Source organism: Collinsella sp. BM28, from assembly GCF_054551995.1.
Window position 1 is genome coordinate 499314 of sequence record NZ_JBTOLJ010000001.1, and the last position, 11676, is coordinate 510989.

The 11676-nt window shown below is 65.2% G+C and carries 12 protein-coding genes; 11 read left to right on the plus strand and 1 reads right to left on the minus strand.

The genetic code is table 11. The features are described from left to right. The 5 genes from ACX9NZ_RS02090 (at nucleotide 1) to ACX9NZ_RS02110 (ending at nucleotide 5395) form a co-directional block, all read left to right on the plus strand. A complete protein-coding gene (locus ACX9NZ_RS02090; protein WP_294158013.1) occupies nucleotides 1–1083 on the plus strand; it encodes a branched-chain amino acid ABC transporter permease in 1083 nt (360 codons plus the stop codon). Then, complete coding sequence (locus ACX9NZ_RS02095; protein WP_294122311.1) at nucleotides 1076–1927, plus strand: ABC transporter ATP-binding protein; 852 nt, start codon at nucleotides 1076–1078, stop codon at nucleotides 1925–1927. The genes ACX9NZ_RS02090 and ACX9NZ_RS02095 overlap by 8 nt, the downstream gene beginning before the upstream one ends. A gap of 5 nt (nucleotides 1928–1932) precedes the next feature. Next, nucleotides 1933–2658 (plus strand): ABC transporter ATP-binding protein, encoded by a 726-nt coding sequence (locus tag ACX9NZ_RS02100; protein WP_118654113.1) that lies wholly within the window; start codon nucleotides 1933–1935, stop codon nucleotides 2656–2658. A 326-nt stretch (nucleotides 2659–2984) separates the two neighbouring features. Beyond that, nucleotides 2985–4316, plus strand: a complete 1332-nt coding sequence (locus ACX9NZ_RS02105; protein WP_294158009.1) for a uracil-xanthine permease family protein — start codon at nucleotides 2985–2987, stop codon at nucleotides 4314–4316. A gap of 434 nt (nucleotides 4317–4750) precedes the next feature. Continuing rightward, nucleotides 4751–5395, plus strand: coding sequence for a nucleotidyltransferase family protein (locus ACX9NZ_RS02110; RefSeq protein ID WP_118654115.1), 645 nt, complete (start codon nucleotides 4751–4753; stop codon nucleotides 5393–5395). 101 nt (nucleotides 5396–5496) lie between these two features. On the opposite strand, the gene yqeC is transcribed toward ACX9NZ_RS02110, so the two are convergent. Further along, on the minus strand, nucleotides 5497–6198 hold the full coding sequence (gene yqeC, locus ACX9NZ_RS02115; RefSeq protein ID WP_118654116.1) for a selenium cofactor biosynthesis protein YqeC: 702 nt from the start codon (nucleotides 6196–6198) through the stop codon (nucleotides 5497–5499). A gap of 73 nt (nucleotides 6199–6271) precedes the next feature. Between yqeC and yedF the strand changes: the two genes are divergently transcribed. The 6 genes from yedF (at nucleotide 6272) to ACX9NZ_RS02145 (ending at nucleotide 11570) form a co-directional block, all read left to right on the plus strand. Beyond that, on the plus strand, nucleotides 6272–6913 hold the full coding sequence (gene yedF, locus ACX9NZ_RS02120; RefSeq protein ID WP_407496738.1) for a sulfurtransferase-like selenium metabolism protein YedF: 642 nt from the start codon (nucleotides 6272–6274) through the stop codon (nucleotides 6911–6913). A gap of 175 nt (nucleotides 6914–7088) precedes the next feature. Continuing rightward, a complete protein-coding gene (locus ACX9NZ_RS02125) occupies nucleotides 7089–8243 on the plus strand; it encodes an aminotransferase class V-fold PLP-dependent enzyme (RefSeq protein WP_118654118.1) in 1155 nt (384 codons plus the stop codon). Beyond that, a complete protein-coding gene (locus ACX9NZ_RS02130) occupies nucleotides 8240–8479 on the plus strand; it encodes a DUF3343 domain-containing protein (RefSeq protein ID WP_118654119.1) in 240 nt (79 codons plus the stop codon). Before ACX9NZ_RS02125 ends, ACX9NZ_RS02130 begins: the two co-directional genes overlap by 4 nt. Nucleotides 8480–8566: 87 nt before the next feature. Further along, nucleotides 8567–9421, plus strand: coding sequence for a selenium-dependent molybdenum cofactor biosynthesis protein YqeB (gene yqeB, locus ACX9NZ_RS02135; protein ID WP_294122301.1), 855 nt, complete (start codon nucleotides 8567–8569; stop codon nucleotides 9419–9421). A 5-nt stretch (nucleotides 9422–9426) separates the two neighbouring features. Next, nucleotides 9427–10467, plus strand: coding sequence for a selenide, water dikinase SelD (gene selD / locus ACX9NZ_RS02140; RefSeq protein WP_294122299.1), 1041 nt, complete (start codon nucleotides 9427–9429; stop codon nucleotides 10465–10467). A 98-nt stretch (nucleotides 10468–10565) separates the two neighbouring features. Next, nucleotides 10566–11570, plus strand: a complete 1005-nt coding sequence (locus ACX9NZ_RS02145; protein ID WP_407496741.1) for an XdhC family protein — start codon at nucleotides 10566–10568, stop codon at nucleotides 11568–11570. The last annotated feature ends 106 nt before the right edge of the window (nucleotides 11571–11676 follow it).

The window sequence follows — 11676 nt, forward strand, 5'->3', positions numbered from 1 at the left end:
ATGTTTAAGTTCCTCCAGAACAAGAAGACGCGCAGTGACTTTTTGACGTACGCCCTAGTCATCCTCGCGTTCATCGTCGTGTCCTTCCTCAAGGACGCCGGTATGATCCCGCGCATGATCGCGGGCCAGCTCGTGCCCATCTGCGCCTATATTGTCATGGCCATCTCCCTCAACCTCGTCGTCGGTGTCGCGGGCGACCTGTCGCTCGGCCATGCGGGCTTCATGAGCGTGGGTGCCTACAGCGGCATCGTCGCCGCGATGAGCCTTTCCGAGGCGATCCCCAACGACACGGTCCGTCTCGTGATAGCGCTTGTCGTGGGTGCCGCCTGCGCCGCCCTTGCCGGGTTCCTCATTGGCATTCCGGTCCTGCGCCTGTCCGGCGACTACCTCGCCATCGTGACGCTCGCGTTCGGTGAGATCATCAAAGAGGTCGTCACCTGCCTGATCGTGGGCGTGGACGAGCGCGGGCTCCACGTCCTGTTTAATCTCACGGGCAAGCTCACGGTCGACAACCTCGGCCTCTCCGAGACCGGCGTCGCCATTATCAAGGGCGCGCAGGGAGCTTCGGGCACGGATATGATCTCGACGTTATTCGCCGGCTTCGTGCTGGTCATGGTCGCACTCGTGATCGTGCTCAACCTCGTGCGCAGCCGTACCGGCCGCGCCATCCTAGCCGTGCGCGACAACCGCATCGCCGCGGAGTCCGTGGGCATTTCCACTACTAAGTACCGTATGATCGCCTTTGTAGTCTCCGCCGCCCTCGCAGGTGCCGCGGGTGCGCTGTTCGGCAACAGCTTCTCACAGCTGTCCGCCACCAAGTTCGATTTCAACATGTCCATTCTCATTTTGGTCTTCGTCGTCCTGGGTGGACTGGGCAACATGCGCGGCTCGATCATCGCCGCGACGATCCTCACCATCTTGCCCGAAGCGCTGCGTCAGTTCTCCGACTACCGCATGCTCGTCTACGCCATCGTGCTGATCCTCGTGATGATCGGTACCAACAACGACTCGCTCAAGAACTTGGTGGCCCGCGTTATCCCCAAGCGCAAGACGTCCGAAGAGGAGGTGTCGGCAGATGCCTAAGTTCGAATTCGAGCGCGGCAAGATGGTGCCGGTCCCCAGCCACTCCATCGTGCCTGAGCGCGACGTCGATTCCGCTCCCGTTCTCGAGGCCCTGCACCTGGGCATCGATTTCGGCGGCCTCAAGGCGGTCGACGACTTCAACCTCACCATTGGCAAGACCGAGATCGCCGGACTCATCGGTCCCAACGGAGCGGGTAAGACCACGGTGTTCAATCTGCTCACCAAGGTGTACGCTCCCACCCGCGGCACCATTCTGCTCAACGGCAACGATACGAGCGGCAAGTCCGTCTACCAGGTCAACCGCATGGGCATCGCCCGCACGTTCCAAAACATCCGCCTGTTCAACACCATGACGGTGGAGGAGAACGTCAAGGTCGGCCTGCACAACACCAAGGCCTACTCCACGCTCTCGGGCATCCTGCGCACGCCGGCGTACTGGCGTCGCGAGGCCGAGGCGCACGAGCGCGCCCTCGAGCTGCTGTCAATCTTCGACATGCAGGATCTCGCCAGTCATCAGGCGGGGAGCCTCCCTTACGGTGCCCAGCGCCGCCTGGAGATCGTGCGCGCGCTCGCCACGAACCCGAGCCTGCTGCTGCTCGACGAGCCCGCCGCCGGCATGAACCCCTCCGAGACCGCCGAGCTCATGGAGAATATCGTCAAGATCCGTGATACCTTCAACATTGCGATCATGCTCATCGAGCACGACATGAGCCTCGTCATGAACATCTGCGAGGGCATCTGCGTGCTGAACTTTGGCAAGGTCATCGCCAAGGGCACGCCCGAGGAGATCCAGAGCAACGAGGCGGTCATCGAGGCGTACCTCGGCAAGCAGAAGGAGGCGTAAAGACGATGGCTGCGGACACTGCCAACAAGGTCCTCGAAGTCGAGGACATCAACGTCTACTACGGCGCGATCCACGCCATCAAGGACGTCTCGTTTGAGGTCCATGAGGGCGAGATCGTCGCGCTCATCGGCGCAAACGGCGCCGGCAAGTCCACGACGCTCAAGACGCTCTCGGGCCTGCTGCGCTCGAGTACGGGTTCGATCGAGTTCATGGGCGAGGACATCATGCATGTCCCCGCAGATAAGCTCGTCGAGCGCGGTCTGGCGCATGTGCCCGAGGGCAGGCGCGTCTTCGCCCAGATGAGTGTCGAGGAGAATCTCGAGATGGGCGCCTACACCCGTCCCAACTCCGAGATCGCCCCCGGGCTCGAGCGCGTCTATGCGCACTTCCCGCGCCTCAAGGAGCGCCGCCGCCAGGTTGCAGGCACGCTTTCCGGCGGCGAGCAGCAGATGCTCGCCATGGGTCGCGCGCTCATGAGCGCACCCAAGTTGCTGATGCTCGATGAGCCCTCCATGGGCCTCGCCCCCATCTTGATCGAGCAGATCTTCCAGATCGTGAAGGACCTGCATGCCGCTGGTACCACGATCCTACTCGTTGAGCAGAACGCCCAGATGGCGCTCTCCATCGCCTCGCGCGCCTACGTCATGGAGACGGGCCACGTGACCCTTTCGGGCACCGGTGACGAGCTGCTCCACAACGACGACGTTCGTCGCGCCTACCTTGGAGGGTGACGCCCCCCCCATACGGTCCACGCCATCCCACCCTCGGCGCGAGGGGCCCTGCCCGCCTGCTCGCGTCGAAACCCCATCGCGCGCCCTCGTCACGCCATCCGACGGGGGCGCGCCCATCTGCATCGATGTCCCGCTGGCCCTGTCGCCCGGGCGCTTCCCCCGATGTGCGCCTCGGGCCTCGAAAGATCGCCGCACGGGCGAGATTCTCGCAGTTCCATGGCTTGGATTCCAGTAAAGTTGAGGGGTTGAAAATCCGCAGCGTGCCCTAAGGGGGCTCTCGATCTTAAACTCGCGAGGTCGGGGAGTTGCACAGGAAGGAGTCTTGAATGACCGAACAGGTTTCAACGGAGGAAAAGGGCGAACTTTTCAAACTCGACGGTAAGCCGTCGTTTGGAGAGGCGTTCCCGCAGGCCATGCAGCACGTCCTTGCCATGCTCGTGGGCAACATCACGCCGCCCATGCTCATCGCCGGTACCTGTGGCCTTTCCGCCGCCGACCAGACCATGCTCATGCAGTCCGCGATGATCATCGGCGGGCTTACCACGCTTGTGCAGCTGTTCCCGGTGCTCGGGTTCGGCATGGGGCTTCCCAGTGTCATGGGTGTCGCGTTTGCGTACATGCCCATTCTTACCACGATTGGCATGCAGTACGGTATCGCCGCGATCTTTGGTGCCCAGCTCGTGGCGGCGTTCGTCTCGATTTTCATCGGCATGTTCATCGGCAAGATCCGTAAGTTCTTCCCGCCCATCGTGTGCGGCACGGTCGTGCTCGCCATCGGCCTGTCGCTCTATGCCACCGCTATCAATTACTTTGGCGGCGGAGCAGGGGCAAAGGCGGCCGGGACCTTCGGCTCTCCCGAGTTCTGGATCCTCGCGGCGGTCACCCTCGGTGTCACGCTGGCCTGCAGCCTGTTCGGCAAGGGTTACATCAAGATCTCCGGCATGGTCATTGGCGTGGGCGTGGGCTACGTGGTCGCGCTCATCATGGGAGGCCTGATCGACTTCACGCCGGTCGCCGAGTCCGCGATCATCTCTGCGCCCATCCCGCTGCACTTTGGTCTCGAGTTCCACCCCGACGCGATCATCATGATGATCCTTATGTACATCGTCCAGGCCGTGCAGACCATCGGCGATGTGTCCTCCACCACCATGGGTGGCTTTGGTCGCGACGCGAAGGACACCGAACTTGGCGGCGCCATCAAGGGCCAGGGCATCTGCGGCATGATCGGCGCGCTCATCGGCGGCCTGCCCACCGATCCGTTCAGCCAGAACGTCGGCCTCATCTGCACCACCAAGGTCGTCGCCAAGCGCGTGTTCGCCATCGTGTCCGGCATCATGCTCGTCGCGGGCTTCTGCCCCAAGCTCATGTCGCTCATTGCCACGGTCCCGCAGCCGGTGCTCGGTGGCGCGACCATCACGGTGTTCGCCGCCATTACGCTCTCCGGTATCCAGCTCATTTCCGAGCAGCCGCTCAACTACCGTAACCGCATGATCGTGGGCATCTCGCTCGCGTTGGGCGTCGGCATCGCCAGCGTGCCCGAGATCCTGCAGTTCGCTCCGCAGCTTGTGCAGAACGTCTTTGGCAGCTCGCTCGTGGTTGCCTTCATCGTCGCCTTTGTGCTGAACATGATCGTTCCCGAGGACGATAGCGAGGAATAAATACGCCAAGAGCGCTTCAAACCGATAGCTCCTCGAGTTGAAGGGGCTTCGCGCCTAAGGCGGCTCGCGCGCACGGCGCAGTCAGGGCCCTTCCGCAATGCGCGGGAGGGCCATTCTTGTCATGAATGCGGTTTAATTTCAAACCCCTATACGTTTCGCCGACTGCGCTGATTGCGGTATTTCCCTCTTCGGGAGGGAGCCGAACGGTATTCTTGCGTCGCGGTTATAGCTGTCGGCCTCGGAGACTTCTTGGCTTGAGCCGCTTTACAACGAGATTCGTCATGCGCTGTTGCTGTGGGTCTCTTGGGGGAAGGGAGACCGCGAACCCAGTTCCGAAAATGACGACTTGCGCGCAAACGGTTGGCGTGTGGCGACCCCATCTTTCGTTTTTTGGGAGATACTGGGGCGATGGATAAGAGTTCGAAGGGACTTGCATGAAGCTCGGTTGCATTGTCATGGCGTCAGGGGCGGGCGAACGTTTCCGCATGGCAGGAGGCACGGGCTCCAAGTTGCTCACGTCCATCGACGGACCGCTTGGTGAAGTTCCGCTTGTGGTCCAGACGGCGGCGAGCGTGCCTGATGACCTATTCGAAATTGCGGTTGTTGCCTGGCGGTCTGAGGTCGACTCGGTCGTGCGGTTCGCGGGGCTCAACGTCGCCGTGGTGAGCCCCTGCGTCGATATCCAGCCGCGGAGGAGCGACACGGTTCGTGCCGGCGCCGCCTATGCCGATGCGCGAGGCTGGGACGGCGTTCTGTTTCTTCCGGGTGACCAGCCATTGGTGATGCGTGAGAGTTTCCGTGCCCTTGCGGAGGCGTTCACACGCGATCCCTCGCGAGCATGCCGTTTGAGTTGGCGCGGCGTTCCGGGCTCTCCCGTGCTTTTTCCCGCACGTTGCATTCCGGTGCTTATGGCGTTGCAGGGCTCCGATGGGGGCTCATCGCTCTTCAGGTCGGGGGAGCTCGAGGTGTCGTTGACCGAGGCACGAGAAGCGTGCGAACTTATCGACGTCGATATCCCCGCTGATCTCGAGCGCATCAAGGAAGCATGTCGGCAGCGGCGTCATTTGGAAATCGTATAGGCCGCTTCGGGTGAGCGCCTTTCGTGCGTTGCACTCATGTGAAACGGACGAAAGGCGCTCGCTCGGCGAGGGATCGAGTTCGCAAAGCGCGCTCGCGGGATTCAAATGCGCTGCAGCCGGTCGGTTCGCAGGGATCCGGCGTATATGGAGGCGGGGCACGAGCGACGGAGCTCCGCAGCGAAGGAGCGCGTCTGCCGCGCTGCTCGGTCATCGTCGACTTGGTTGACGATGACGAGGCCGTTCGCGTCCACGAGGCCCTCGGCGGCGATGGCGCGTGCGACGAGTTCGGGTGTTGCGGAAGCCTCCAGCTTCGCCCCGGTGAGCGTGCAGAAGACTTCGGGTCGGTGTACGGTCCGGGCGATTGGTCGCTCGAAGCCACTCGCCCCCACCACGAGGACGGCTAGGGACGCGCGGGCGGGGATAACCGGCTCCCAGGTTGCGTGGGCCTTGAGGGGCAGACATCTCGACCCATCCGCCTCGACGAGCACGTAATCGGCATGCGCGGCGAGCGCATCGATGCCGCACGGGGGCTCGGCGACCTTGCCCGTCGTGGCGTCAAACGCTCCGACCGCCGCGATGCCGTCACGCGCGAGGACGGCATCGAGCCGCTCCACGCCGTCCAGGAGCGACATGTTCGACGGGGGGAGCATATGCGTCGAGGTCGCGAGCACCACGCGCGCCCCTTGGGCGGAGAGCGCGCGTCCGCCGCTGGTGAGCAGTGTCGACTTGCCCCCGCTTCCCACCACGGCGATGATGCCTCGGTGACGTGCGAGCAGGTCGGCGATGCCCCAAGTCGTGTCCATGCATCCTCCGTTCGGTCTTCCGTAACGGTACCATGTAGATGCGCGCCGAGCCTCGCGCGCGAAAGGAGTTCACATGTCCGTTGTAGATGCCCTGGGGAAGACATGCCCCCAGCCCGTGATCATGACGTCCAAGGAGCTCGACGCCCTCGCCGCCGCCGGACGTTCAGCCGAGGCGGTCGAGGTACTCGTCGACAACATGGTCGCGGTCGAGAACCTCAAACGCTTGGCGGGATCGCGCAAGCGCGGGGTCGAGATTGCGCAGGAGGAGCCCGGTGCCCGATGGCGCGTCGTCATCGCCGGTGGAGAGCCGGGTGACGAGACCCCCGCGGAACCGTTCGAGCCCTCATGCGACATCCCGCTGCCCTCGGTTGCCCAAGTTGCCGGCAAGGTCATCGCCGTGGGCAGCGAGTTCATGGGGCGCGGCGACCAGGAGCTCGGCTCGATTCTCATGAAGGGCCTCATCTACGCCTTCGCCAACGCCGACACCCCGCCTGCCAAGATGGTCTTCTTTAACGGGGGCGCCCGCCTCACCTGCGAGGGCTCGGTCTCTCTCGAGGACATCCGCCAACTCGAGGAGCGCGGTTGCGAGATCCTCACCTGCGGCACGTGCCTGGACTTCTTTGGCATCAAGGAGAAGCTCGCCGTGGGAGGCGTGACGAACCTGTACGCCCTATCCGAGATTTTCCTCGCCCCCGAGGGCGTCGTATCCCTGTGATGCAGGTATCCCATCGCCCCCGGGGACCTGCGCGCATCATCCCGTGCTCGGACAGTCCTGAGCTCGCGCGGAGGGCACATTAAGTGCCCTCCGGCTCGTGCGGAACTGCGCGCGGGACGATGCGCTCAGGTCCCCGGAGCGATGGGATGGTTGGAGCGAAAGGAAGGCGAATGCGGTGATATATCTCAATTGCGCGGCGACATCGCTCGTGAGGCCGCCGTGCGTAGTCGATGCGGTGGCCACCGCGATGACGGCACTCGGGAGTTCGAGCCGCGGTACGGCTGAGGGCGACCTGGCCGCGGCGCGCACCGCGCTCACGTGCCGCATGGCCGTGGCCGACCTTTTGGGCAGCAGCCATCCCGACCGCGTCATCTTCACCGCCAACGCCACGCAGGCGCTCAACACGGCCATCTTCGGGCTCGTACGCGCGCATGACCGCGTGGTCACCACGGTGACGGAGCACAACTCGGTGCTTCGCCCGCTCAACGTGCTGGCGCGCGACGCCGACGTCGAGATCGAGCACGTGGGCCTCGACGTCGCCCACGTGCTCGATTATCGTGCGCTCGAGCGAGCGGTCACGCCGGCCACGCGCGTGGTGGTGTGCAGCCACGCCTCGAACCTCACGGGAGACGTGGTCGACATCGAGCGTGTCGCCGCCATCGCGCACGCAGCCGGTGCCTTGCTCGTGGTCGACGCGGCGCAGACCGCAGGGCATATCCCCGTGGATATGGAGCGCACGGGCATCGACGTCCTGTGTTTCACGGGTCACAAGGCCTTACTCGGCCCTACGGGGACAGGCGGTCTCATCGCGGCACCCGGCATCGACATCGAGCCTTTGCTCCAAGGCGGCACGGGCGTGCATTCCGCCGATCCGTTCCAGCCCGAGGCCTGGCCCGAGCACCTCGAGGCGGGGACGCTCAACGGCCATGGTCTCGCTGGTCTGGAAGCCGCAGTGCGCTATCTGGACGAACGCGGCGTCGAGGCCGTGGCAGCCTACGAGGAGCGCCTGCGGTCGCGCTTCGCCCGGGCTGCGCGGGCCATCCCGGGCGTCGTGCCCTATGGTGCGGGTGACGCCGCCTTTGGCCACACGCCGGTTGTGGCGCTGAATCTCGTCGGCATGACCAGCTCACAGTTGGCCGACGTCCTCGCCAGCCGGTACGGTATCGCCGCGCGGGCGGGCCTGCATTGCGCCCCGCTCATGCACCGCGCGCTGGGAACGATCGAGACGGGCTCGGTGCGCTTCTCCTTCGGCCAGTTCACGACCGAGGCGGAAGTGGACGTCGCCTTGGCTGCCCTGGCAGAGATCTCGGCTGAGGAGGTGCGCGCATGAGCACTCGTGCGCCCGAGCCCGTCTGCGTGGTCTCGTTTTCCAGCACGCACGATGCCGTGCGCGCGGAGCTCGCCTGCACCCAGGCGGGGGTTCCGGGGCGCATCATCCCCACGCCCGTGCAGATCCACGCCGACTGCGGGTTGGCGTGGAAGATGCCACCCGCCGCGCGCGCGGCGTTCGAGGCGGCCGTCGCTGGCGCCGTCGAGCCGGCGGGGTATCACGACCTGATGTTGTAGTGTTCGGGCCAGGGCCCCACGTATGCGTCATCGCGGTTCGCATCGACGTGCGCGGGTGCCCATCTGGGCTTGATGGGAGGAATGGACATGCTGGTCTACATGAGAGGGGCGGGCGATATCGCCACGGGCATCGCGCTGCGCCTGCATCGTGCCGGCCTCGCCGTGGTGATGGCCGACATCGCCGAGCCTACGTGCATCCGCCGCACCGTGGCGTTTTGCGAGGCCATCCGCCTGGGCGAGGCGTGCGTCGAGGGCGTGTGCGCCCGCCTGGCGCACGATGCGGCGCAGGCACGTGCGATCGCGGATACGAGCGACATCGCCGTCGTCGTGGACCCCGCAGCCGATATGCTGGGCGAGACGGCTCCCGATGTGGTCGTCGATGCGATCCTCGCCAAGAAAAACCTCGGCACGACGATCGACATGGCCCCGGTCGTCATAGGCGTGGGGCCCGGTTTCACCGCGGGCGTGGACTGCCATGCGGCGGTGGAGACCAAGCGCGGCCACTATCTCGGCCGGGCCCTCTATGAGGGAAGCCCCATCGCGAACACGGGCATCCCCGGCATCATCGGCGGGCATGGGTCCGAGCGCGTCCTGCGCGCGCCGGCCGACGGCACCTTCGATCCCCTCGCCGCGATCGGCGACATCGTCCGCACGGGAGACGTGGTCGCGCGCGTCGATGGCGTGCCGATGCCCGCCACGATAGACGGTGTCCTGCGCGGTCTGCTTGCCCCCGGTGTCCACGTGCTGCGTGGCATGAAATCCGGCGACATCGACCCGCGGGGCGATGCGTCGTTCTGTGATACGGTGAGCGATAAGGCGAGTGCCGTGGGTGGCGGCGTGCTCGAGGCGATCTTGCGGCTGAGCGGCGCCCTGGGTCGCCAGACCGCGGCGCCGGCCCTGCGTGTCGAAGTGGCCCCGACGGCGTTTCCGGAAGGGGAGTGACGGCAATGTCCGAAGACGTGAAATTGACTAAGCTCGCCGCATGCGCCGGGTGCGGCGCCAAGGTGGGCGCGGGCGAGCTCGCAAAGCTCTTCGAGGGGTTCGAGCAGCCGCGCGACCCCAACCTGCTCGTGGGCTTCGACCGCGCCGACGACGCCGCGGTCTACCGCGTGAGCGATGACGTCGCCCTGGTCCAGACCCTCGATTTTTTCCCGCCCATCGCCGATGACCCCTTCGTGTTCGGCGCGATCGCCGCCACGAACGCGCTGTCCGACATCTACGCCATGGGAGGGGAGCCCAAGACGGCACTCAACATCATGATGATCCCCGAGGACCTTGATCCGGGCACGGTGCGCGAGATTCTGCGCGGCGGCGCCACTAAGGTCGCCGAGGCCGGTGCCATTGTGTGCGGAGGACACAGCATCTACGATCGCGAGCCCAAGTACGGTATGGCGGTGACCGGTCTCGTGCATCCGCGGTGCATCCTCACCAACGCCGGCGCGCATGTGGGCGACGCGCTCATCTACACCAAACCGCTCGGCATCGGCATCGTGACGACCGCCGCCAAGGCGGGTTTGGTGGGGAGGGCCGCCGCGGACGAGGTCGAATCCCTTATGATGACGCTCAACCGCCCCGCGCGTGACGCGATGGTTCGTTATCGCGTCCACGCGTGCACGGATGTGACGGGTTTCGCCGTTATGGGGCATATGCTCGAGATGGCGCAAGGGGCGGATGCGGCAATCGAACTCGAGGCCGCTGCCTTCGAGCTACTCGATGGGGCGCGCGACCTGGCGGCTATGGGCATCGTACCGGCCGGCGCCTATCGCAACCGCCGGTACGCGGAGGACGCGGCGGACCTCTCGGGTATTCCGCTCGACATGGCAGACGTGCTCTTCGACCCGCAGACTTCCGGTGGCCTCATGATCTCGGTCGATCCTGCCGACGCGTCCGCGTTGCTCGCAGATCTCGACCCGGTCGTCCCCGCGGCGCGTCTGGTGGGGCATGTAGTGGAGCACGAGCCGGGATCGTCCCGCGTCCGCGTGCATTAGGGCACGCCTGACAACACGCAGACGCTCGCTCGGCGGAAGAGGGCCCGTATCGAGCCGCTCGCGCATGCGCAAGAGACCATTCGAGAAAGGAAGTCCCCATGCGCAAGATCGAAACTATCGACAGCTTGATCGGCGCGCTCGACCGGGATGTGCCTGCGGTGCTCGTCATCGTGGTCGAGACGGCAGGCTCCGCCCCGCGCGAGCCGGGTGCCTGGATGGCGGTGTTCGACGACGGCCGCATCGAGGGCACGGTCGGCGGGGGAGCGTTGGAGGCCCGGGCCATCGAGGACGCTCGGTTGCTGCTGGCGTCGGGTGGGTCGAGGCTCGTGCGCTATACCATCGGCGGGGCGCAAAGCGACACCGGCATGGTGTGCGGCGGTGCCGTTGAGCTGCTTTTCATGCGCATGGGCGGGGAGCATCGTCTCATGTTGGAGAAGATGACCGCCATGTTCGGCGCGCGTTCCGAAGGCGTGCTTGCCATTGACCTCACGGCATTCGGCGGGTCCCTCTGGCCGGGGGAGCACGGCCCGGACGCCTCCCGCACGATAGAAGGCGCTCCGCACATGCGCATCGAGTGCTCTGGCGATGGGGGCGCCCGACCGGGCGTTGTCGGCACGTGGTATCGCGAGCCGATCTTCCACGAGGGTCGTGCGTACGTTTTCGGGTGCGGACATGTGGGTCGTTCCCTCGCCGAGGTCTTGGCGTTCGCGGGATTCGAGGTCGTGGTATGCGATGATCGCGCCGAAGTCCTCGGGCTCGCCCATCTGCCCCGCACCGTGGAGCGCCTCCGCGTCGATTACGGGGACCTCTCTGTGCGCGTCTCGATTGATGCGCGGGACTTCGTGGTGGTCTGCACGGCGGGCCACGCATCGGATTTCGACGTCTTGGCGCAGGTCTTGTCCGCCCGTCCTCGGTACGTGGGGTGTTTGGGCAGCAAGAAGAAGGCGGCGCATACTCGGGCGCGTCTGCGGGAAGCCGGGTTTCCTGCCGACGCGATCGATTCGATCCACATGCCGGTGGGTGTTCCGATCGCCTGCGAGACACCGGAGGAAATCGCCGTCTCCATCGCCGCCCAAGTGGTGGACGTGCGCCGCTCGATGTAGACCGGGGCTTGGCCGGAGCTTCGGAGCCTCGTTCACATCTTCCGGTGGCTCATATCCTCCACTGGTGCCGTCAAGGTAAAATGACGAGGTTGCCTTCAAACGTGAA

Coding starts and splice junctions, on each gene's coding strand:
- ACX9NZ_RS02090 (WP_294158013.1), top strand. CDS start 1: ATGTTTAAGTTCCTCCAGAACAAGAAGACGCGCAGTGACTTTTTGACG.
- ACX9NZ_RS02095 (WP_294122311.1), top strand. CDS start 1,076: ATGCCTAAGTTCGAATTCGAGCGCGGCAAGATGGTGCCGGTCCCCAGC.
- ACX9NZ_RS02100 (WP_118654113.1), top strand. CDS start 1,933: ATGGCTGCGGACACTGCCAACAAGGTCCTCGAAGTCGAGGACATCAAC.
- ACX9NZ_RS02105 (WP_294158009.1), top strand. CDS start 2,985: ATGACCGAACAGGTTTCAACGGAGGAAAAGGGCGAACTTTTCAAACTC.
- ACX9NZ_RS02110 (WP_118654115.1), top strand. CDS start 4,751: ATGAAGCTCGGTTGCATTGTCATGGCGTCAGGGGCGGGCGAACGTTTC.
- yqeC (WP_118654116.1), bottom strand. CDS start 6,198: ATGGACACGACTTGGGGCATCGCCGACCTGCTCGCACGTCACCGAGGC.
- yedF (WP_407496738.1), top strand. CDS start 6,272: ATGTCCGTTGTAGATGCCCTGGGGAAGACATGCCCCCAGCCCGTGATC.
- ACX9NZ_RS02130 (WP_118654119.1), top strand. CDS start 8,240: ATGAGCACTCGTGCGCCCGAGCCCGTCTGCGTGGTCTCGTTTTCCAGC.
- yqeB (WP_294122301.1), top strand. CDS start 8,567: ATGCTGGTCTACATGAGAGGGGCGGGCGATATCGCCACGGGCATCGCG.
- selD (WP_294122299.1), top strand. CDS start 9,427: ATGTCCGAAGACGTGAAATTGACTAAGCTCGCCGCATGCGCCGGGTGC.
- ACX9NZ_RS02145 (WP_407496741.1), top strand. CDS start 10,566: ATGCGCAAGATCGAAACTATCGACAGCTTGATCGGCGCGCTCGACCGG.